General features: G+C 71.7%; 30 protein-coding genes. 18 read left to right on the top strand and 12 right to left on the bottom strand.

Features of this window, described 5'->3' with window-relative positions; all coding sequences use genetic code 11:
- Nucleotides 1-3 precede the first annotated feature (3 nt).
- The 12 genes from OOK41_RS31635 to OOK41_RS31580 all read left to right on the top strand — a co-directional run bounded on the left by OOK41_RS31635 (nt 4) and on the right by OOK41_RS31580 (nt 9,634).
- Nucleotides 4-210 carry a hypothetical protein gene (locus tag OOK41_RS31635; protein ID WP_266262341.1) on the top strand — a complete coding sequence of 69 codons (207 nt, stop codon included), beginning with the start codon at nt 4-6 and terminating at the stop codon, nt 208-210.
- The gene (locus OOK41_RS31630) at nt 210-1,199 is read left to right on the top strand and encodes a phage tail tube protein (RefSeq protein WP_266268137.1); all 990 of its coding nucleotides are present in this window, start codon (nt 210-212) and stop codon (nt 1,197-1,199) included. Before OOK41_RS31635 ends, OOK41_RS31630 begins: the two co-directional genes overlap by 1 nt.
- Nucleotides 1,199-1,711: a hypothetical protein gene (locus OOK41_RS31625; protein WP_266268136.1), complete on the top strand. Its 513-nt coding sequence runs from the start codon at nt 1,199-1,201 to the stop codon at nt 1,709-1,711. Before OOK41_RS31630 ends, OOK41_RS31625 begins: the two co-directional genes overlap by 1 nt.
- Before the next feature lie 2 nt (nt 1,712-1,713).
- The gene (locus OOK41_RS31620) at nt 1,714-2,085 is read left to right on the top strand and encodes a hypothetical protein (RefSeq protein ID WP_266268134.1); all 372 of its coding nucleotides are present in this window, start codon (nt 1,714-1,716) and stop codon (nt 2,083-2,085) included.
- 155 nt (nt 2,086-2,240) lie between these two features.
- On the top strand, nt 2,241-4,322 hold the full coding sequence (locus tag OOK41_RS31615) for a hypothetical protein (RefSeq protein WP_266268132.1): 2,082 nt from the start codon (nt 2,241-2,243) through the stop codon (nt 4,320-4,322).
- Between the two features lie 3 nt (nt 4,323-4,325).
- Nucleotides 4,326-5,723 (top strand): hypothetical protein, encoded by a 1,398-nt coding sequence (locus tag OOK41_RS31610; protein WP_266268131.1) that lies wholly within the window; start codon nt 4,326-4,328, stop codon nt 5,721-5,723.
- Nucleotides 5,724-5,732: 9 nt separating this feature from the next.
- The gene (locus OOK41_RS31605; RefSeq protein WP_266268130.1) at nt 5,733-5,885 is read left to right on the top strand and encodes a hypothetical protein; all 153 of its coding nucleotides are present in this window, start codon (nt 5,733-5,735) and stop codon (nt 5,883-5,885) included.
- Nucleotides 5,882-7,513: a hypothetical protein gene (locus OOK41_RS31600; RefSeq protein WP_266268129.1), complete on the top strand. Its 1,632-nt coding sequence runs from the start codon at nt 5,882-5,884 to the stop codon at nt 7,511-7,513. Before OOK41_RS31605 ends, OOK41_RS31600 begins: the two co-directional genes overlap by 4 nt.
- A 12-nt stretch (nt 7,514-7,525) precedes the next feature.
- The gene (locus tag OOK41_RS31595; RefSeq protein ID WP_266268127.1) at nt 7,526-7,726 is read left to right on the top strand and encodes a hypothetical protein; all 201 of its coding nucleotides are present in this window, start codon (nt 7,526-7,528) and stop codon (nt 7,724-7,726) included.
- A complete protein-coding gene (locus OOK41_RS31590) occupies nt 7,723-8,625 on the top strand; it encodes a hypothetical protein (protein ID WP_266268125.1) in 903 nt (300 codons plus the stop codon). Before OOK41_RS31595 ends, OOK41_RS31590 begins: the two co-directional genes overlap by 4 nt.
- A gap of 277 nt (nt 8,626-8,902) precedes the next feature.
- Nucleotides 8,903-9,157, top strand: a complete 255-nt coding sequence (locus tag OOK41_RS31585; RefSeq protein ID WP_266263875.1) for a hypothetical protein — start codon at nt 8,903-8,905, stop codon at nt 9,155-9,157.
- Between the two features lie 231 nt (nt 9,158-9,388).
- Nucleotides 9,389-9,634 carry a hypothetical protein gene (locus OOK41_RS31580; RefSeq protein ID WP_266268124.1) on the top strand — a complete coding sequence of 82 codons (246 nt, stop codon included), beginning with the start codon at nt 9,389-9,391 and terminating at the stop codon, nt 9,632-9,634.
- Between the two features lie 110 nt (nt 9,635-9,744).
- On the opposite strand, the gene OOK41_RS31575 is transcribed toward OOK41_RS31580, so the two are convergent.
- The 3 genes from OOK41_RS31575 to OOK41_RS31565 form a co-directional block, all read right to left on the bottom strand.
- On the bottom strand, nt 9,745-10,338 hold the full coding sequence (locus OOK41_RS31575) for a hypothetical protein (RefSeq protein ID WP_266268123.1): 594 nt from the start codon (nt 10,336-10,338) through the stop codon (nt 9,745-9,747).
- 167 nt (nt 10,339-10,505) lie between these two features.
- The gene (locus OOK41_RS31570; protein ID WP_266268121.1) at nt 10,506-10,793 is read right to left on the bottom strand and encodes a hypothetical protein; all 288 of its coding nucleotides are present in this window, start codon (nt 10,791-10,793) and stop codon (nt 10,506-10,508) included.
- A 59-nt stretch (nt 10,794-10,852) separates the two neighbouring features.
- Nucleotides 10,853-11,005, bottom strand: a complete 153-nt coding sequence (locus OOK41_RS31565) for a hypothetical protein (protein ID WP_266268120.1) — start codon at nt 11,003-11,005, stop codon at nt 10,853-10,855.
- Between the two features lie 119 nt (nt 11,006-11,124).
- Here OOK41_RS31565 and OOK41_RS31560 point away from each other — a divergent pair, with 119 nt between their 5' ends.
- Nucleotides 11,125-11,325, top strand: coding sequence for a hypothetical protein (locus OOK41_RS31560; RefSeq protein ID WP_266268119.1), 201 nt, complete (start codon nt 11,125-11,127; stop codon nt 11,323-11,325).
- Between the two features lie 68 nt (nt 11,326-11,393).
- Here OOK41_RS31560 and OOK41_RS31555 read toward each other — a convergent pair whose 3' ends face one another.
- The 6 genes from OOK41_RS31555 to OOK41_RS31530 form a co-directional block, all read right to left on the bottom strand.
- Nucleotides 11,394-11,906 carry a hypothetical protein gene (locus OOK41_RS31555; protein ID WP_266268117.1) on the bottom strand — a complete coding sequence of 171 codons (513 nt, stop codon included), beginning with the start codon at nt 11,904-11,906 and terminating at the stop codon, nt 11,394-11,396.
- Nucleotides 11,906-12,427 (bottom strand): hypothetical protein, encoded by a 522-nt coding sequence (locus OOK41_RS31550; protein WP_266263863.1) that lies wholly within the window; start codon nt 12,425-12,427, stop codon nt 11,906-11,908. Before OOK41_RS31550 ends, OOK41_RS31555 begins: the two co-directional genes overlap by 1 nt.
- 1 nt (nt 12,428) lies before the next feature.
- Nucleotides 12,429-12,659 (bottom strand): hypothetical protein, encoded by a 231-nt coding sequence (locus OOK41_RS31545; protein WP_266263861.1) that lies wholly within the window; start codon nt 12,657-12,659, stop codon nt 12,429-12,431.
- A complete protein-coding gene (locus OOK41_RS31540; protein WP_266263859.1) occupies nt 12,656-13,000 on the bottom strand; it encodes a hypothetical protein in 345 nt (114 codons plus the stop codon). Before OOK41_RS31540 ends, OOK41_RS31545 begins: the two co-directional genes overlap by 4 nt.
- Before the next feature lie 75 nt (nt 13,001-13,075).
- A complete protein-coding gene (locus OOK41_RS31535; RefSeq protein ID WP_266268116.1) occupies nt 13,076-13,288 on the bottom strand; it encodes a hypothetical protein in 213 nt (70 codons plus the stop codon).
- Nucleotides 13,288-14,847, bottom strand: a complete 1,560-nt coding sequence (locus tag OOK41_RS31530; RefSeq protein ID WP_266268115.1) for a hypothetical protein — start codon at nt 14,845-14,847, stop codon at nt 13,288-13,290. The genes OOK41_RS31535 and OOK41_RS31530 overlap by 1 nt, the downstream gene beginning before the upstream one ends.
- 125 nt (nt 14,848-14,972) lie before the next feature.
- Here OOK41_RS31530 and OOK41_RS31525 point away from each other — a divergent pair, with 125 nt between their 5' ends.
- A complete protein-coding gene (locus OOK41_RS31525; protein WP_266268113.1) occupies nt 14,973-15,515 on the top strand; it encodes a GntR family transcriptional regulator in 543 nt (180 codons plus the stop codon).
- Between the two features lie 4 nt (nt 15,516-15,519).
- Nucleotides 15,520-16,281, top strand: coding sequence for a GntR family transcriptional regulator (locus OOK41_RS31520; protein ID WP_266268112.1), 762 nt, complete (start codon nt 15,520-15,522; stop codon nt 16,279-16,281).
- Between the two features lie 55 nt (nt 16,282-16,336).
- Here the strand turns inward: OOK41_RS31520 and OOK41_RS31515 are convergent, their stop codons facing one another.
- Genes OOK41_RS31515 through OOK41_RS31505 form a run of 3 tightly spaced genes read right to left on the bottom strand, consistent with a single transcriptional unit; the run spans nt 16,337 to nt 17,112 of the window.
- Entirely contained in the window at nt 16,337-16,720 is a 384-nt protein-coding gene (locus tag OOK41_RS31515; protein WP_266268111.1) for a hypothetical protein, read from the bottom strand.
- Between the two features lie 21 nt (nt 16,721-16,741).
- The gene (locus OOK41_RS31510) at nt 16,742-16,918 is read right to left on the bottom strand and encodes a hypothetical protein (RefSeq protein ID WP_266268110.1); all 177 of its coding nucleotides are present in this window, start codon (nt 16,916-16,918) and stop codon (nt 16,742-16,744) included.
- Nucleotides 16,915-17,112: a hypothetical protein gene (locus OOK41_RS31505; protein WP_266268109.1), complete on the bottom strand. Its 198-nt coding sequence runs from the start codon at nt 17,110-17,112 to the stop codon at nt 16,915-16,917. The genes OOK41_RS31510 and OOK41_RS31505 overlap by 4 nt, the downstream gene beginning before the upstream one ends.
- Nucleotides 17,113-17,319: 207 nt before the next feature.
- Here OOK41_RS31505 and OOK41_RS31500 point away from each other — a divergent pair, with 207 nt between their 5' ends.
- The 3 genes from OOK41_RS31500 (at nt 17,320) to OOK41_RS31490 (ending at nt 18,536) form a co-directional block, all read left to right on the top strand.
- Nucleotides 17,320-17,553, top strand: a complete 234-nt coding sequence (locus OOK41_RS31500) for a winged helix-turn-helix domain-containing protein (protein WP_266268107.1) — start codon at nt 17,320-17,322, stop codon at nt 17,551-17,553.
- A 64-nt stretch (nt 17,554-17,617) separates the two neighbouring features.
- Nucleotides 17,618-18,034, top strand: a complete 417-nt coding sequence (locus tag OOK41_RS31495) for a GntR family transcriptional regulator (protein WP_266268105.1) — start codon at nt 17,618-17,620, stop codon at nt 18,032-18,034.
- Nucleotides 18,035-18,335: 301 nt separating this feature from the next.
- Nucleotides 18,336-18,536, top strand: coding sequence for a hypothetical protein (locus OOK41_RS31490; RefSeq protein ID WP_266268103.1), 201 nt, complete (start codon nt 18,336-18,338; stop codon nt 18,534-18,536).
- Nucleotides 18,537-18,658: the final 122 nt, after the last annotated feature.

Raw genomic sequence — 18,658 nt, 5'->3', positions numbered from 1 at the left:
GCTATGGCGAGGGTGAAGCAGCCGTACGACGAGGCGCGGTTCGTGCCGTGGATCGGCCGGTCGGTCGCGCCGGGCGACATCGTCGAGGTCCCGGACGAGGACCTGGCGAACTACCTGGAGGCCGGGTGGACGGCCGCGCAGGACAAGGACACCAAGAGGGCCGTCGAGAAGCTCGACAAGCCCCCGACCAGCGGTGAGGAGCAGGGCTGATGGCGATCGGATCGGGGCTCGGCTCGTCGTTCGGGCTGGCGCCGGAGGTCACTTACGGCACGTACGTCGCGCCGAGCCGCTTCCTTGAGGGAACGGCTCAGCTCAGGAAGCGGAAGACCACCTACCAGGGTGGCGGGATGGCGGCCGGGCGGATGGTGCATCCGGGTGGCCGGCGGTATGTCACGACCCGGGGTGCGGGCGGCAACCTGTCGATGGGGGTCTACTCCAAGGGTATGGGCCTGCTGCTGGGCGGGTTGATGGGTGGCACGGTGTCTCCGGTGCAGCAGGGGGCGACGGCGGCGTACCTCCAGACGCACCCGCTCGCCGACCCGGCCGGCAAGAGCTACACCATGCAGGCCGGCGTCCCGGACCTGGGCGGCACGGTCCGCCCGTACACGTACCTGGGCTGCCAGATCACCGCCGCGGAGTTCAGCTGCGAGGTCAACGGTGGCCTGACGGTGTCGATCGAGGTCGACGCGCGGGACGTCTCCGAGGCGCAGACCCTGGCCGCGCCGTCGTACCCGGTCGTCAACGAGTTCCACTTCGCCCAGGCCGCGCTGAAGCTCGGCACGTACGGGGCGGAGGCGCTCGTCGACGGGATCCGGTCGATGTCACTGCGGATCGAACGGCCGAAGCACGACGGCGGCCCGTACATGGGCTCTGCCGGGCTGCGCAGCCAGGGCGTGCTGAACGCCTGGTCGGCGGTGTCCGGCACCATCCAGGCCGACTACCTGACGAAGGCCGACCTGGCGGACCGGTTCGCCTCGGACACCCCGACCGCGCTGGTGTGGGAGTTCGTCGGGCCGCTGATCGCCTCGACGTACTACGAGACGATCCGCTTCAAGGTGCCGATGATCTTTTTGAACGGTGACACGCCGACGGCTGACGGTCCGGGCGTGGTCAGCACGTCGTTCCCGTGGGTCGGCCAGCACGACGGCACGAACGCCCCGGTGACGATCGAGTACATCTCGTCGGACACCACGCTCTGATGCAGATCCAGGTCCAGGGAGGCGACCGCTTCCAGGTCGTGGCCCGCCGGCTGCGTACGGCCGCTGAGCGGAAGGACCTGGTCAAGGAGTTGCGGAAGGGCATCCTCGACGCGGTGCCGGCGCTCAAGGCCGCGGTCCGGGCAGACGCTGCGGCGTACCTGCCGGATCGGTACGCCCGGGAGCTGGTGCCGTCCATGCGGATGACGACGGCGACCACGACGACCGGCGACCAGGTGACGGTACGGATCACCACAACCGCGAAGGGCGCTGGGGGTAACCCCCGGCAGGTCGCCGGCCTGGAGGGCGGACGGCTCAAGCACCCGGTGTTCGGGCGCAGCCGCCCGCTGAAGCGGCACGCGAAGCACCGGGCGACGTCCCGGGCGAACCCGTGGGTGACTCAGGCGGTGAAGCCGAAGTTCGTCACGGAGCCGATGACGGCCGCCCGGCCGGCGGTGCGAGCAGAGATCGAGGCGGCGGTGGACCGCGTCCTCGACCAGATCACGAGAGGCTGACCATGGCGATCATCCGGGTACGGCTGTGCGAGGCCGACCGTGACGAGTACGGCGTTGACGGGATGTCGCTGCCTGAGGAGCTGACGCTCGACACCGAGGCGCTCAAGGATCTGACGGCGGGCGAGCTGGAGGCGATAGACGCGGCGATCGAGGCCCCCCTCGCCGCGTTCATGCCGCACCTGGAGCGGGGTCCGCTGAAGCTGTCGCAGGCCCGGTGGGTGGCGGCGTGGCTGGCCATGCGGCAGGCGACCGGCTCGACGCGGCGGCTGACCGACTTCCAGGTGCGGCTGCTGCGGGCCGAGCTGGTGCGGGAGGACGAGCAGCGCCCCCCGGCTGGTGGGACCTCGGGGTCTTCCTCCGAGGTCGCCGGGTAGCCGTCCTGCTCGCCGCGATCGAACCGTTCATGACGTTCGAGGCGCGAGTGCCTCCGTACGAGCTGCGCCGGATGACGGCACGGCAGATCCGTGACCACCTGGTGTGGTGGGACAACAACCGCGGCGGTCTCGACCTATCGCTGTGAGGGGGTGCCGTGGCTGAGCAGGTGCGCTTCGACGTCGTCGGCCGGGACGCTGGCGCGTCGAAGACCTTCAAGGACGTCGGTGACGCGGCGGCGAAGACCGGCGACGAGGTCGCCAAGCTCGGCACGAAGGCCACCGTCGCCGGTGAGCAGGTCGAGGGCCTGGGCGACAAGACCCGACGGTCCGGCAAGGAGGCTGACGAGGCCGGCGACGAGTACCGCGGCCTGGCGGCCGACATCGCCGTAGCCGAGGCCGCGATGCGGTCCCTGGCGGCGGAGATCGACCGGACCGGCAACAAGGACCTCATCAAGGACCTGAACCGGCAGCGGTCCGAGCTACGGAAGCTGAACAACGTCCAAAAGCTGCTGCCGGACCTGGAGCAGCAGGGCGAGGAAGCGGCGTCCGGCTTCGCCGCAGCGTTCGTGGCCCGAGTCGGCCCGTTGATCGCCCGGGCGCCCCTCGGCCCAGTGGGGGCGGTGGCCGCCGCCACGCTGGCCGCGTTCCTGGTGCCTACCCTCTCGGCGGCGGTGGCCGGGGCGGTCGTCGGCGGGGTTGGTGTCGGCGGTGTGGCTGGCGGGATCGCGTTGGCCGCCCGGGACGCACGGGTGAAGGCCGCCTCGGCTGATCTCGCCGACACGGTGATGGGTGACCTCGACGAGGTCGGCGCCCAGTTCGTGCAGCCGACGATCGCCGGGATCGGTGAGATCCGGGCCGCCTGGAACGACATCTCCGACGACATCGACGGTGCGCTGGGCGCCGCCGCCGAGTACGTGCAGCCGCTGGCCCGTGGGGTCGGTGACCTGATGCGGGAGCTGGCGCCGGGGATCCGGGACGCCGCTGAGGCGGCCGGGCCGATCGTGCGGGAGATTTCCGAGGGCCTGCCCCGGCTGGGCGACGCCCTGTCCGACATGCTGTCGACCTTCGCCGACGACGCCGACGAGGGCGCATCGGCGCTGCGGTACGTGTTCATGGTCGGCGAGTCGGGCATCCGCACCGTCACCACGCTCGTCGATACCTTCGCCGACCTGTACCGGGGTGTCCTCGATGTGGCCGATGCCGGCTACACGGCGGCGGACGCGCTGTGGGGCTGGAACCCGCTGTTCTCGGACCGGATCGACGACGGCCGGGCGAAGGTCGACGAGCTGAAAGGCGCTCTCGGCAGCACCGCCGTCATCGGGAAGATCGCTGGCGACGAGACGGCCGACGGGCTGCGGAAGGTCGACGAGGCCGCAGGATCTGCTACCGCCGAGGTGAAGTCGTTCCAGGAGCAGTTGCGGGAACTGCGCGACCAGAACCTCGCCGTCATCGACACGGAGATCGCATTCGAACGCTCCTTGGACGACACGGCGGCGGCGGCGAAGCGGGCCAGCGGCGGCGTTGAGACCAACAGTGAGGTCGGCCGGAAGAACCGGGAAGTCCTGAACGGGCTGGTGCGGGACACGAAAGCTCATGCGCAGGCGGTGCTCGAACGGACGCAGAGCGAGGACCAGGCCGCCGCGGTGACCGAGCGGGGCCGGGCGGCGTTCATCCGCAGCGCCGTGGCGATGGGGGCGTCTCGCAGGCGGGCTGAGGAGTTGGCCGCTGAGATGTTCGGGATCCCGAACATTGAGCGTGAGGTCAAGGTCGACACCAGCCAGGCTGAGCATGACCTGAAGACCGTCCGGGGGCTGATCGCGGCGATCCGGTCCAAGCGGGTGGTGATCACCACCCAGCACAACGAGGTGGTGGTGCGCTCCGAGGGCCGCAACGTGCCCATCGGCACCGGCATCGGCGGCCGGGCCGGTGGCGGACCGGTCGAGGCCGGTGAGACGTACTGGGTGGGTGAGCGGGGCGCGGAGCTGGTGACGTTCGGTGAGGACGCGTACGTGCACGACGCGGGCCGGTCGGCGGCCGTGGCCAGTGCCCCGCTGCGGCAGCTCGCGCCGGCCCGGGCCGCAGGCGCGGCCGGGCGGTCTGGGGGCGGGCCTGACGACGCGCTGGCCGAGCAGTTCGGCCGGCAGATGGAGCAGGCGCTGACCCGGGTACTGGCCCGGATGCCGATGGTCCGGATCGACTCTGGCCGGACCGCTGACCTCTACACGCGGGCGGGGTGAGGCGTGGACACTGTCCAGTTCGTCGATGCGATCTCGGCCACGCCGACGGTCCGGCTCGACCTCAACGACGACATCAGCTGGGGCCTGCGGTACGAGGGCACGGACCTGTCGCCGCCGGAGCTGCGGCGGGGCATGTCGCAGACGCTCCTGACCGACGGGGCGACGGTCACCGCGGCGGTGTACGACAACCGGACGCTACGGCTGCGCCTGGAGCTGATCGTCTCCAGCGCGGACACGGCGGCGTCTCGCCTCCAGGCCCTCAGCCGTGAGCTGGACCGGCCGACCAACGTGCTGCGCTGGCAGCCGGGCACCACCGCGCCGGTGTTCTTCCGGACGCTGAGGTCGCCGATCAACCGCATCACGGAGGTGGCGGGGTCGACGATGCTGCGGTTGGTCGACGTGGACATTCTCGCCGAGCCGTTCGCGTACGGCCTGCGCGAGACGCTGGCCCCGGTCACCGTGCCGAACAACCCGGCGAGCCCGGGCGGCTGCTACCTCGACATCGCCGGCGTGCGCGGTGACGTAGAGACGCCCCTCTACCTGCGGCTCGGCGGCGACGTCATGGGCAGCGTCTACGACTACCGCACCGTGGCGATGGGCATCCGCCGGCGGGGCACGCCGTCGCAGATGCCGATGGTGCTCCAGGCGGAGGCGATGACCACCGGCACCGCCACGGCGCTGGCCGCCTCCAACGACCCGCTGATGAGCGGGACCGGGCCGAACTACGCCCGGATCACCCCGACGACCTCGTTGATGGAGCAGCGGCTGTACGCCACATCGTGGCCGGCGGTCGCCACCCCGGACGTGCGCGGCCGGTACCGGATCCTGGCCCGGATGCGGCACTCGCAGATCTCCGACGTGTGGTCGGTGCAGCTGGTCTACGGCAACACCACCAACCGTCCGATCTACAACACGCCGGTGACGGTCACGCAGAGCGGGGTGGTCGCCTACTACGACCTCGGCACCATCCAGCTGCCGGTGGGCGCTGACCCGGTGTACGACGGCTACTCGGCGACCGAGACGCCGGTCGGCGGGACCAGGATCGCCGTGTACGCCCAGCGTGTGTCCGGCACAGGCACCCTCGACGTCGACCTGCTGCAACCGGTGCCGGCGGACGATCGGTACGCGGTGGCCCGGGTGTGGTCGGACTCCGGGTCGGCGGCCGGGATCGTCGACGGCGCCAGGCACATGGTGTACGCGGTCGGCGCGGGCGGTGAGGTGCGGATGCCGGCGCAGCCGGATTCCCCGGTCGGTGGCCTGCCCCTGATCTCGCCGGGGGTCACCAACCGTGTCGTGTGGCTGGTCGACGGCGGGAGCCCTCGGGACGTCCTGACCTCGACATCGACGCTCACCCCGTACTACTGGCCGCGCTACCTCTACGCGCGCCCACCGTCGAGCTGAGGAGGTGCCGTGAGCCCCGACGAGCCCATCGAGCAAGTTGTGTACCCCGATGGCGTCACCTCCGCCGAGGTGCTGGCCGAGCTTGTCACCATCCGCTGGCGGGACAGCGACGGCACCGTGATCTGGGAGGGAAAGCTCGAAGACCCGGAGGCAGACGCGTGAGCCTGCCCATCCCCCTGACGGTCCGGCTCCGCACCCCCCGCGTGGACCGGCACGTCACCGTCGACGCCCGGGACCTGGTGATGCGGTGGACCGACCCGGGCGGGTACGCCTCGTGCACGGTGCCACTGGCCCGGCCGCTGACCACCCAGCCCGACGAGATCGCCTACTACGGGCAGGTCACCGTGTACGACGCCCGCGACGGCAGCGTGGTGTGGGACGGCCGGATGGAGGACCCGGGCCGGGGGGCGGGCGGCGACGGGCAGATCTGGGACCTGACGGCCGTCGGCGGCCAGGCCCACACCCGGGACCGCACGGTGCCGCTGATCTACGTGCAGCGCCTTGGCAGTAGCGACTTCCGCCGGGCTGCGGTCAACGTGACCGGGGCGACCGTCGGCGGCGGGGACGACCCCGGCGGCAGCGGCAAGGACGCGCTCGTGGTCCAGTTCCCCGACGGGCTGCACATCTCGAACACGTCCCGGGTGAGCGCCCGCTACGACGGGATCGCTTTGGCCGGTCAGAAGATCGCGCTGATCGGATACGCCTGGGATGGCGGCTCCAACGATGCCAATATGAACGTCGATGCAATCCTGAGCACCGGCGGTGGCGCGAACGACACGGCCCGCACGGCGACGATCAGCACCAACGGCGGCCCGTACGCCACCCGTGTGGTCGGCACCAACTGGGCCAATGGCAGGGACACCCTCGACCTGCGGTACTGGCGCACGGCCGGCGGGCTGTATACGGTGCCCAGCGATCTGGCGTGGGCCAGCTTCACCGACATTGCGGTCGTGGCGATGCGTTTCGACGCGACCGGCAGTGAGCGGACCACGGGGTACGCGGATACGGTGCTCGCCTCCGAGGTGGTCGCCGATCTCATCGGCCGGCTGCTCACCGACTACGACGGCGCGACCGCCACCATCGCGGCGACGACGCACGCAATCGATCAGCTCGCGTACCCGGACGGGGTCACCGCCGCCCAGGTGCTGGAGGACCTGCTCGCGCTGGAGTCGCGGTACACGTGGCGGGCATGGGAGCGCACCGACGCCGGCCGGTACCGGTTCGAGTGGGTGCAGCGCCCCAGCTCGGTCCGGTACGAATGCGACGTCGTCGACGGCTACGACTCCCAGGGCAGCGCCGACGGGCTTTACAACATGGTCACCGTCCGCTGGCGCGACTCGGCCGGGCGCAGCCGGTTCGTGTTCCGGTCGTCGGTGGTGCCGGAGCTGGTCGCTGCTGGGCTCAACCGCCAGGCGTCGATCGACCTCGGCTCCGACGTCGGTTCGTCAGCGGACGCGATCAGGGCCGGGGACCAGTTTTTGGCCGAGCACCAGTACGCCCTCAACGGCGGCCGACTCAGGGTCGCCCGGCCGATCCTCGACATGGAGACCGGCCGGATGGTCATGCCCTGGGAGATCCGCCCCGGCCTGATCCGGGTGCGCGGCATCCTGCCCAGGATCGACGCGCTCAACGCGACCGACCGAGACGGCGTCACGGTCTTCCGCATCGTCTCCAGCGAGTACCGGGCGTCGGACGGCGCGGCCACGTTGGAGCTTGACTCGTACGCCCGCACCACCCCGCGGCTGCTGTCCACGCTGATGCGCCGCATGCCGTCCTTCCGCCGCCGCTGACCTGGAGGCCCCGTGTCCCTGTCCCTGCCCGAGCCGCCGGTGACCGGCATCGTCACCGACTCCGCCGGCATCGAGTGGCGCCGCGACTCAGCGGGCTGCTGGAACCCGGGCGGATGCCCGACCTGCGGCACCGTGCTGGCGACCGGCCTGTCCTGGCCGGAGCTGCTGGAGCGCCGCGGCCCCCTCACCCCTGTAACCGGAGGACCATCGTGACGAGCGCCCCTGCCCCGCTGCTGGCCGTCCGTCAGCTGCTGCTTCAGCACCTCGACATCAACAAGGGCACCGCCCGCGCCGCCGACCTGGACCCGGCGGAGGTCGGGATCGTCGGCGACCCCGCCCACATCGGCGGCTACCACTGCGGCTCGGACCGGGTTCGTCGGGTGTCCGGCAAGGTCAGCGACTACTCCGTGGTCGAGTCCCCCCGGGATCAGGCTGGGCTGGCCGGCTGGGCGTGCGCCCTGGACGTCGGCGACTGGTCCGTCCGCGTCGGCGGCAAGACCCATGACCTGCGGTCGTTCTCCCTGTGGCTGGTCGCCCAGTGCAAGGCGGGCACGGCCGACACCCGGGACATCCGTGAGGTCATCTACTCCCCGGACGGCAAGACCGTCAAGCGGTGGGACCGGCTCGGCCGGCGCACGACCGGCGACTCGTCGCACCGCTGGCACACGCACATCAGCTACTTCCGGGACGCCATCAAGGCGGGACGGGACCAGACGGCGGTGTACCGCCGGTACCTCACCACCATCGGCCTGATCAAGGCCCCCACCAGCAAGGAGAGCACCATGACCGCTGCCGAGTTCCTGGCCATCCTGAAGGACCCGAAGGTCGCCGCCGAGATGTCCCGCCTGCCCTGGGCGTTCGTTCCGGCCGGCTTCGACGGGCGGACCGCGCACGGGATCGTGCTGGTCGACCAGACGGCCGCGCTGGTCACGGCCAACAACCTGGCCACCAACGCCGACGGCCGCACGCTCCAGATCCTGGAACTGCTCACCGGGTCGGGCGACCAGACGGCCGCCGAGGTCGCCGCCGCGCTGGTGGCCGCAGGCCAGGACCCGGCGGCGCTCGCCGCCGCGCTGACCGCGCTGGCCGGCCCGGGCCAGGCACGTGAGTGAGGCTGGAGCGACTCACCCGGGCGCTACGCGACCTCGGCTGCGTCACGGTTGGCCTGGGGGTGATAGTCCACCAGACCGTGCTGGTCCCGGCCGGCCGGGCTTCGGAGGCGCTGCTGGTCGCCGCAGTCACGCTGCTGACCGGGCCGGCGGTGGGCGGGGTGCTGGGGCTGCGACGCGAGGCGGCGACGTCGGACGGATCTGGCTCTCCGTCACCGCCATCGTCGTCGCCGCCGTCCTTATCGTCGCCGGCCCCATCATCCGGGGCGGGTGATCCGCGGTGACGGTCCGAGGCTGGCACGTCCTGGTCGTGGTGCTGCTGACGGCGGTATTGGCGGCCGGGCTGGCGCTGGTGTCGTCAACCCGTTCGGCGGCCCTGTCCGCTGAGGCGCGGCGAGAGTCGGAGCGCCGCTGGTGCGGGGTGGTGGTGGCCCTGGATGACGCGTACCGGGAGTCCCCACCGCAGACCCCGGCCGGCCTGCGGATCGCCGCGAGCATCGCCCAGCTCCGTACCGAGTTCGGCTGTCCGGGCTAGGGTCGCCCGCGCCTCACTGCTGGCACTGGTGCCGGTCCTGCGTCACCCGGTCGCATCCGGGCCGCCGGCACCGCCACTGCCTCCCCATCACCCCGCAGCCCGGCACCGGGCACGCACCCCACGCCGGGGTCGTCTCGGCATGCCCGGCCGGGCACGGCTCTGGGATCTCCGCCCAGCCGGCGGGGACCCGCCTGTACCGCACCATCTCACGACCGTACCCAGGAGGTACTGATGACCCAGATCCCCTCGCTCGACTCTGCGGCCACGGAGCCGCTGGTGACCGTCGGCGTGCTCACCGCGGCGGTCACCGCTGTGCTGGCGCTGCTGGTGGCGTTCGGTCTGCCGATTTCCGACGCCCAGCAGACGGCGATCCTCGGCGTGGTGGCCGTGCTTGCGCCGCTGGTGGTGTCGCTGGTGGGTCGGGGCCGGGTGTGGTCCCCGGCGACCGTGGCCCGGGTGGCGGCACCACGCCGGTAGGTTCTCCACTGCGGTGCCCGCCGGTGAGCTCCCGGCCGGCGCCGACCAGACAGACAGCGCCCCCGCTCTGGCCTCACGCGGCCGGGCGGGGGCGCATCGTCGTGTCCGGGCTACTTCACCGCCCAGCGTGGCGTCACTTCCTCGCCTTCCGGCGCGTACTCCACAAACGCTGGCCGCTTCTTCCCCGGCACCGGGAACGTGATCCACCCGCGCACGCACCGGCCCGGCGCGAGGGCCTTCTCCGCCCACGGGTACGCCGGCTCCGGGAACGATTCGTAGCCGGTAGACGACGGCTCGGCGACCGTGTCGTCGGCGAACACGAGGACCCACGGCCCGTGGGACACCCCTACCGACGAGGCGGAGATGTCCTTGTTGGCGCACACCTTCACGTCTGCGGCGCCCCACACGTAGCCGGGCTGCTCGTCGGGGCGGGGCGCGCTCTTGGCGACGTTGTGCCGGTAGCCGTACACGGTCGCGGTGACGTACCCGTCGGCGGTGCGGGTGCTCTTGCCGAGGGGCAGCGGTGTATCCGGGTTGACGGACGGGCTCGGGCTGGCGGTGGGGCTTCCGGTCGGTGAAGAGCTGGCAGTCGGCGGTGGTGGCGAAGATGGCGGCGCGGCTGCGGGCTTGGTGTCGCTGGAGCAGCCGGCGAGCGCGGCGGCCAGGGCGACGAGCGCGGCGGTGGCGGGGAGGGCGCGGATCATCCGCGCACCGTAGCGGCGGCGGTCAAGCGGGACTGTCCGGGAGGCGACAGCCGCCCCGGTAGGATCGGCGGCGCGGTGCTGCCCGGTGACGTCCCGGCCAGCGCCGACCAAACCTCAGCGGCCCCGCTCTCCCCTGGTGGGAGGGCGGGGCCGATTCGTGTCTGGGGTCAGTCCTGAGGTGCGGCGAGCGCGGCGAACAGGCGCCGGCCGGCGCGGATCAGGTCCTCGTGCTCCTGCAACTTGGCGTCCCGTGCCCGGCACTCGTCCCCGTGCTCGTTCAGCCGGTCGACCAGCGCCTCCAACGTGTCGGCCAGGCTGTCCACGGTCATCTCCTCTGGGGATCGGGCGCCCCGGAGACCACCCCCGAACGGCATCCGGCCGAGGATGCGGAACAAGCGGAGGCGGTCCTGAGGGGTCAGGGCGCTGGTCGGGGTGGCGGTGGCGGGCTGGCTCATGGGATTCCTCCAGGTCGGTACGGGGTGGGGCCGACCTGGTGGTCGGCCCCGGGGGGCGGTCAGCGGTCCTGGGCGGGGAGCCCGGCCCGCCAGGTGGCGGCGGCGAGGGCGGCCTCGGCGTTGAGCAGGATGCCGGTGGCGGCGGCCAGGGTGGGGGCGGTGCCGGCCTGGACCATCTGGCGGGCGGCGGTGCGGATCTGGGCGGCGGTCATCTCTGTCTCCCTCGGTTGGTGCGCTCCCCTTACGCCAACTAGTTTGGCACAACGGGTTGGCGTGACGCAAGCGGGTAGGCCAAGTTGTTTTGCCAAGCTGGTTGTGCCACACTCGGCCCATGGATGAACTGGAGGCCCTCGGCCAAGAGCACCGCCAGGCCAAGGCGGCCCTCGACGACGTACGCCCCCGCCTCGCGGCGGCCATCGTCGAGGCAGCCCGCGCCCGGCGCCCGCAGCGCGAGATCGTCGCCGCCACCGGCTACACCCGGGAGCGAATCCGCCAGATCTGCCGCGCAGCCGGCGTCGAGCCCGCCGAGTAGCCCTCCCCCGCACACGCAGCGCCCCCGCTCGGCTCCGGCCGGCGGGGGCGCTCTCGTGCGTCCAGGGATCAGCTCGTGGGCTGCTCGGCGCGGGCCGCCCGCGTATCCCGGATCCGCCGCTTCGCCGTCGACTCGCTGACCCGGAACCCACCCATCACGGTGGCGACGATCTCGGCATACGGCACACCCCGGAAGTCGAGGCGGTCGATGACGTCCTCGATCGTCTCCGGCTCGTCCTGCTCGTCGTCGCCGTCCAGGTCGAGGTCCACGTCGGCCTCGCGGGCCGGCGCCGTCCTGGCTCCAGTGGCCCGGACGCGCTGGCCCCCGACCTCCACGATCCGCCCCCACCAGCCGGTGTCACGAGTGGTGTCATCGGTGTCAGACGCCGCGCTGACCTGCGGTTTGACACTGACACTGGTGTCACCCTCCCCGGTGGGGGAGGGGTCCTGACGGGACCGTACGTGGTGGTGGATGGTGGCCCCGGCGATGTAGACGGCGGCGACGATGGCCAGGGCGATGGGCCCGCCCCAGCCACGGGACGGCTCCTCGGCGGCGGCCAGCAGCGTGGTGGTGGTCAGCATCAGGCAGCTCCGAACAGGAGGGCGGGCAGCGGGGCGACGACGCCGGTCACGATGTCGACCAGCGAGCGGGTGAGGTCCCCGACGACGCCGCCGGGCAGGTCGGACATCATGCCGAGGATGATCGCGACGATCCAGAGCTTCCCGTTGAGCCGGTAGAGCGGGCTCTGCGGGAAGCTCAGCGTCGCGAACCGGCCGAGCTTCTTGCCGAGCTTGACGGGCAGCAGGCAGCCGATGGTGTAGATCCAGAGCAGGCCGATGATCGCGCCAAGGATCGCGTTGACGCTGGCTCCGGCGATGTAGGCGCCGCCGGTGGAGTCGAGCAGGCTCTGGATGACGCCGCCGGCTGCGGCGACGGTCTTCTGGTCGGCGGGCGACCCGTTGAAGCCCTCGCGGATGGCGGGCAGGGCCATGAAGAACGCGGCCCGGTCGCGCAGCGAGTTCGGGCCGATGCTCATGTAGTCGACGACGATCGCGAGCAGCAGCAGGATCGCCACCGCCGTCGGGGACATGGTGTGTTCCACGTCAGCCCCCCAGCCAGTCGAGGACCGTCGTGCCGGTCCGGGTGTCGCGGATCTCCAGCCGCGGGGAGTCCATCGGTTCGTTCTCCGCCCGCGCCGCCCGGGTGAGGGCCTGGAGCAGGCGGTCGAGCATCCCATCGACGCCGGGGCCCTCCAGGTCGAGCTGGTAGGTGATGACGCGCTTGTGCAGCACCTCGTACTGGCCGTCGAAGACGTGCACGCGGTAGATGGTCACCGGTCCATCTCCAGGTGGGCGAGCGCGGGGAACAGCAGGAGGCCGTTCACGACCATGGCGCCGGCGGCGATCCCGGCGAGCAGCTCGTGGCCCTCCAGGATCGCGATGAGCGCGGCGGCCAGGGCGCCGAGGACCGCACCGGCCAGGCCAAGGGCGATGGGCGTCCAAGGCATGGGCCGGGTCAGCCAGACGACCGGCACGGCACCGGCCTGGCATAGCTCGGCCGCCCGCCGGTTGGCGTCGTCCTGCGTGCGGGCGGGGAAGGTGATGGTGTGGCCGGCGAGGGCCCGCAGCGGCGAGTCGGCCGGCACGGTGCCGGCGACCCGGTAGGGAGCGGTCATCATGGGTGGTGCCTCTCTGTAGGTGCGGGGCCCGGCCGGGCTGTCCAGGCGTAGGCCGGGCCCCGCGTGGGTGGGTCAGCGGGCGCCGCGCCGCCACGCGTCGTACGCGGCGTCGATCTCCGCCGGGGTGGACGCCCTCGCCACCGCGTCCCGGACCGCCCGGGCGCGCCCGAACTGCGGGCTGTCGATGTCCCGGGCGGCGGCGGTGTCCTCGTCGTCGGTCGCCTTGATGAGCCGGGCGACCTGGTCCTGCCGCACGGGCGGCTCGGGCTGGCGCTTGCCGAACATCAGCTCTCCTCGGTGGTCTTGGTCCGCTCGGCGCGGACCAGGTTGATGGCGGTCTGGGCGTCACCGGCGCTGGTCCAGCGCATGCGGTCCATGACCGTCCGGCGGCCCGGGATGTCGCCGCGGTACGCCCGCTTCAGGTCGCGAACCATGTCCCGGATCCGGGGCGGCACCTCGCCCCCGGCGGCGGGGCTGACCGGGCGGGCGCGGTCCACGCGGGCGGTGGTCCGCTGCACCGGAGTGGTCCGGACGGCGGGCACAACCGCGCTGGTCGCGGGCTGGTCCACGGGGGCCGGGTTGGTCCGGGCGTGGACCAGGTCGCGCGGCCCGGTCTGGTCCGGGATCTGGTCCACCTCGCTGGTCCGGTCCGGTCCGGCCGGCTGGTCCACCGGAGTGGTCCGCGACTGGTCCAGGTCGGCGGCCGGGATCTGGTCCGCCGGGTGGTCCAGGTCAGGGGCTTCGGTCTGGTCCACCGTGCTGGTCCGGAATCGGTCCAACCACTCCTGCGGAATCTGGTCCGGGATCTGGTCCGCAATGTGGGCCGGCATCAGGACGCCGTGGACCATCCGGTGGCGGGCCTGCGGCCGGGCGTCGACCGTCCGGATCTGGTCCACCTCGTTGCGCCACTTCGCTGTCGTCATCCGGGTGCTGATGCGGATCTCGTCCATCAGCTCGCGCTCGGTCGCGGTCGGCTGGGTGTCGTCGCGGAACAGCTCGGTTTCGATCGACAGGACCCGGCGCAGTTGCTCCCGAGCGGCCTGGACCGTGTCGGCGTCGGCGGCCTTGGTGAGCTGCTGGAGCCGGCGCAGTGCCCCCGCGAGCGGGTCGGACTTGCGGCGACGCCGCCACCGCGACGGCTCGGCCGGCTTGTCGCCGCGCAGCTTCGCGGCCTGCTGCTGGACGTACAGCTCCATGCCTGCCTCGACCAGCGCGGAGATTCGCCGCTGAGCGAACACCTCGGTCAGGTCGTCGACCGCGCCGGGCTTGAGTAGGCCCAGGCGCACGCCGATGCGCTGCGGCGTCCAGATCCACCGGGACGGCTGCCGCTCGGCGGGCTCGACGTCGGCGTACAGGCTCATGTACCAGATACCGGCTGCCAGCGGCGGGGTGACGAGCCGGAGCACCACCTCGGTGACGGAGTTGGAGGCGGTGGAGGCGATGACACCGGAGGCGACCGCGACGAGCCACACGAACCGCATGTGCCTGGTGATGTCCGGGGCTTGACCCTCGGCGGCGGCGGCGAGCTTGTGGGCGGCCAGGCTGCCCTGGTGCAGCATCACCACCTCGAACGTGGCGCAGAACATCAGCGACCCGGCGGTGTTGAGGCCGAGGGGCCCGTGGGCGACCTCGAACATGCCCTCCATCGCGAAGAGGGTGGCCAGGCTGACCGCGACCACGCCGAGCTTCTCGTGCACCTCACCGGTGCGCAGGAACCGCCAGATCAGGGCCAGGGCGAGCAGCGCAGCCACCACTCCGGCGCCGAAGAGCATCGGCTGGCCGTAGCCGGTCAGCCAGGCGAGGACGGCGTCGATCGTGGGTCGGATCGACTCGGGGATCTGCATGCCGGTCACCGTACAGCCATATGCATGAGGCAGCAAGGATGAGTAGAGTCGAGTCTCCAAGGAAGTTGCGCGATCAGGCAGTAAGGTCAGCCGCAGGTCAGCGCGAGTCGAGGGGGAGCCGGATCATGGGACAGCCGAGGTGGGCCACCACCTCCGACCAGTACATCCTGCCGACAGCCGGAGACGCCTGGGCAGCCGAAGCCTCCGCTGGTGGCGAGCGGGGCAGCCAGCGCATCCTCAGCGCCGGCACGATTCCCGCCCCGGACGACATCGCCGAGGGCCTGCGCATCCCGGCCGGCACGTCGGTCGTCGCCCGGCGACGGTTGATCCTCGCCGACGACCGGCCCGTCGAGATCGCCTGCTCGTACTGGCCAGCGAGCATCGCAGGGATGACCATCCTGGCCGAGCCGGAGAAGGTCTCCGGCGGGACCGCCCGGTTCCTCGCCGAGGTGGGCTACGAACCGCACGAGGTGCACGAGGACATCACCGCCGCCGCAGCGCAGGCCGTCACCAGCCTCGACGAGCGGATGGCGATGCAGCTCGGAGACGGCGACCCGGTCCTGGTGCTCACCCGCATCGTGCTTGACGCCGCTGGCCAGCCCTACCAGGTCGACGTCAACGTGATGGTCGCCGGCAGGCATACCCGCTACGTCCGATCGGCAGGCTAACCCGGTGCCCACCCCTCCCCGCGACACGCGGCCCCGCAGCCAGCAGATCGCCGCCGACCTGCGCGCCGACATCATGAGCGGCGACCTGGCCGCCGGGGCGAAGCTGCCGTCCACCGCCGAACTGGGCCAGGCCTACAGCGCACCCGGCGCGACCATCCAGAACGCCATCGGCATCCTCAAGGCCGAGGGCTACGTCGAAGGGCAGCCCGGCCGGGGCGTGTACGTCCGTCCCACCCAGCAGCAGACCGTCACCCCGGCCGAGTACGCGGTCCCTGCGGCGCCCGGTCAGCCGTACGCCTGGATCACTGCGGCGACCGAGCGGGGACAACGGGGCGCGTCCCGGCTACTCGACGTCGGCGAGGTGGCGGCACCGGTGCAGGTGGCCGCCGCGCTCGGCCTCGCCCCAGGGCAGCCGGTGGTGCGCCGGGCGCAGGTGCTGTCCCTGGATGACGACCCGGCGGAGTTGGTGCACGTCTACTACCCGGTCGATCTGGCGCGGGGGACGGCCCTGGCGGAGCGGCGGCGGATCCGGGGCGGGGCGGCGGCGGTGCTCGCCGAGCTGGGCGTGGAGCTGACGGCGTTCGAGGACATCATCTCGACCCGGCCGCCAACCAGCGACGAGTTTGTGACGCTGGAACTGCCGACAGAGGTGCCGATTCTCAGAACGTTCCGGGTGTGGGCTGCGGCGGAGGGCCGACCGGTCTATTGCGAGGTGCTGATCAAGTCGGGGCATCTGCATGAGCTGCGGTACCGCTGTTCTGTGTGACCCTGACGCAGAGCCGCCCCCGACCGTGCTGGTCAGGGGCGGCTTTCTGCGTGCGTCATCGCATCCGATCGACCGCCCCGGGCGCCCACTCCTCCAGCGCCACCTGGAGCGCCAACAGCCGCCACCGGCTCACCGCGACGTGGTCTCCCGGGGCTGAGGCGCTCAGCTCCTCCGGCGGCACCGCGGCGAGCAGTCGGGCCGCCTTGACCGCGACCTGTTCGGCCCGGTCCGCCCTCGACCCGGGGGCGGGGATCTCCAGCACCGGCCGGATGGTCCGGGCGAGTCGCTCGGCCACGGTGGCCAGATGGTCGAGCTGGCTGCGGTCCATGTCGGCGAGGACGGCCGGCAGCGCGTGTGCGGCGTGCTCGTCGGCGGCGAGGGTGATCGCGAGCCACGTCATCTCGTCGTCGGTCAGGGCGGGAGCAGGTGCGTCGGTCACGGGGGCCTCCAGGCGGCGGGGTTACAGGTCGGCGGGTGGTCCGAGGTGCCAGAGGCCGGCGACGATCAGCGCGGCTCGGGCCTCGGCGCGGCGCCAGCAGCGGGCCACCCCGCACCGCGGGCATCGGCCGTCGACGGGACGGTGGGCGATCATCGTTCGCCACCAGGTGCGTTGCCCACCCGTCGTGGTCGTGCTCACCGCAGCAGGCCGATGACGACGGCAGCTACGACCAGGGCGACGCAGATCCAGCCGTAGACGACCTCGCGGGTGGCCAGCGGCAGCCGGCGGCTGCTGGGCGGCTGGGGGACGGTATCGCCGTCCGGCTGCGGGGGCCGGCCGTGCGCCACCGGGTGCGCGTGCGGGAGCGGACCGTCGTGCGGGCGCTCGACCATCGGTGCCTCCGTCGCGGGGGAGGTGGGGGCCGGGCGGGACAGTACGGGGGGACCGCCCCCGCCCGGACCAGATGCCGCGCGACCCGTGCCAACGAGACCGGGCGACCACCCGAAGGTAGGACTCCAAGTGCTCCTAGTCAACCCAGGACACACACAACGTCACCACTGCTGGCAGGCTCGGATGTGCCAACGAGACCGAGGTACGCCATGCCCAGAACGCCCGTGTACCGGGAGATCATCCGCGACATCCGCACCGCGATCGAGACCGGACAGCTTCAACCGGGCGACCGGCTGCCGACGATCGCCCAACTCTGCGAGCAGTACCAGGCCAGCAACACGCCCGTGAAAACCGCGATGCGGCTCCTCGAGGAGATGGGCCTGATCGAGACGTGGCAGGGCAAGGGCATGTTCGTCCGCCAGCGAACAGAGGACGCCAAGTAGATCACCGGTCTACCGGTTAACCGGTGATCCGGTCTACCGGTCGGCTGTCCATACCGTCCGACCTGTGACCCTCGATCCCCACTCCGGGGTGCCTCTGCACCGGCAGCTCGCTGCTGCGCTGCGGGCCCGGATCGCGGCCGGGGAGTGGGTGCCGGGCACGCTGCTGCCGGCGCAGGCCCGGATCGGGTACGACTACGGCGTGGGCAAGGCGACCGCGCAGAAGGCGATCGACACCCTGCGCGCCGAGGGTCTGATCGACGTCGAGCGTGGCGTTGGCATCCGGGTGCGCGGTCCAGCGCCGGAGGTCGATGAGCTGATCGGCGAGCCGGATCAGCTCGTGACGGCGCGGATGCCGACGCCGGAGGAGCGGGCGCGGTTCGGGATGGCCGAGGGCGTCCCGGTGCTGGTGGTGCGCCAGCCGGACGGGCTGATGGACGTGTATCCGGCCGATGAGTACGGTGTGCGCATTCCGCGCGGTTGATTGCCCAACGTCACTTGATGCGCTATCCGCAGATGTGATGTCCCGGCAATCCTGATTCAGGCTGACGGCAGCCCATGTTACGGACACGTTGCGTGGATATCTAGCAGCGCTCGAAGCGTGGGATTCCCGCATTTCATCACGCTGAGTTGATCAGATATCACGTGCAACTTGCACGCGCCACCGACTATCAGGGTGCTTTCAGGATCGCCGGCAGTTGGCCGGTCACCCCCTTCCCACAGGCTCTCGTACAGGTGTTTTATCTGTCTTTCGCAGCCGCAGCGTCCCTCGGGGGGGATACCACATGCGCCACCATCCGTACGCACCAGGCGTCACTCTTGTCGCAATCGTCGCCGGGACCGCTGCGGTCTGCTGGGCGGTCCGGTCGGCGGGGAGGCGAGTCCGAGCGGCGCAGCAGCCGGACACCCGGCTGGAGTACTGGCGGATCTACTCGGACGTGCTGGAGGACCTCTGCGGCCTGGATGGCAGCACGCCCAGGCGGTGACAAGATCAGTGACAGTCGGGGCCGACTGAACGGTTGTGCATCGTCATGAAATGTGTTCCGAAACCCGCTCTGACCTGGGCCGCAGGGAAAGGGTTCATAGCTGATCAGCACTTTCCGACCTA

Origin of the sequence: Micromonospora sp. NBC_01655, from assembly GCF_026339755.1 — a bacterium.
Lineage (GTDB): Bacteria > Actinomycetota > Actinomycetes > Mycobacteriales > Micromonosporaceae > Micromonospora.
This window is presented reverse-complemented; position numbering and strand designations above follow the sequence as displayed.

Coding starts and splice junctions, on each gene's coding strand:
- OOK41_RS31635 (WP_266262341.1), top strand. CDS start 4: ATGGCGAGGGTGAAGCAGCCGTACGACGAGGCGCGGTTCGTGCCGTGG.
- OOK41_RS31630 (WP_266268137.1), top strand. CDS start 210: ATGGCGATCGGATCGGGGCTCGGCTCGTCGTTCGGGCTGGCGCCGGAG.
- OOK41_RS31625 (WP_266268136.1), top strand. CDS start 1,199: ATGCAGATCCAGGTCCAGGGAGGCGACCGCTTCCAGGTCGTGGCCCGC.
- OOK41_RS31620 (WP_266268134.1), top strand. CDS start 1,714: ATGGCGATCATCCGGGTACGGCTGTGCGAGGCCGACCGTGACGAGTAC.
- OOK41_RS31580 (WP_266268124.1), top strand. CDS start 9,389: ATGACCCAGATCCCCTCGCTCGACTCTGCGGCCACGGAGCCGCTGGTG.
- OOK41_RS31575 (WP_266268123.1), bottom strand. CDS start 10,338: ATGATCCGCGCCCTCCCCGCCACCGCCGCGCTCGTCGCCCTGGCCGCC.
- OOK41_RS31570 (WP_266268121.1), bottom strand. CDS start 10,793: ATGAGCCAGCCCGCCACCGCCACCCCGACCAGCGCCCTGACCCCTCAG.
- OOK41_RS31565 (WP_266268120.1), bottom strand. CDS start 11,005: ATGACCGCCGCCCAGATCCGCACCGCCGCCCGCCAGATGGTCCAGGCC.
- OOK41_RS31560 (WP_266268119.1), top strand. CDS start 11,125: ATGGATGAACTGGAGGCCCTCGGCCAAGAGCACCGCCAGGCCAAGGCG.
- OOK41_RS31555 (WP_266268117.1), bottom strand. CDS start 11,906: ATGCTGACCACCACCACGCTGCTGGCCGCCGCCGAGGAGCCGTCCCGT.
- OOK41_RS31540 (WP_266263859.1), bottom strand. CDS start 13,000: ATGACCGCTCCCTACCGGGTCGCCGGCACCGTGCCGGCCGACTCGCCG.
- OOK41_RS31535 (WP_266268116.1), bottom strand. CDS start 13,288: ATGTTCGGCAAGCGCCAGCCCGAGCCGCCCGTGCGGCAGGACCAGGTC.
- OOK41_RS31530 (WP_266268115.1), bottom strand. CDS start 14,847: ATGCAGATCCCCGAGTCGATCCGACCCACGATCGACGCCGTCCTCGCC.
- OOK41_RS31525 (WP_266268113.1), top strand. CDS start 14,973: ATGGGACAGCCGAGGTGGGCCACCACCTCCGACCAGTACATCCTGCCG.
- OOK41_RS31505 (WP_266268109.1), bottom strand. CDS start 17,112: ATGGTCGAGCGCCCGCACGACGGTCCGCTCCCGCACGCGCACCCGGTG.
- OOK41_RS31500 (WP_266268107.1), top strand. CDS start 17,320: ATGCCCAGAACGCCCGTGTACCGGGAGATCATCCGCGACATCCGCACC.
- OOK41_RS31490 (WP_266268103.1), top strand. CDS start 18,336: ATGCGCCACCATCCGTACGCACCAGGCGTCACTCTTGTCGCAATCGTC.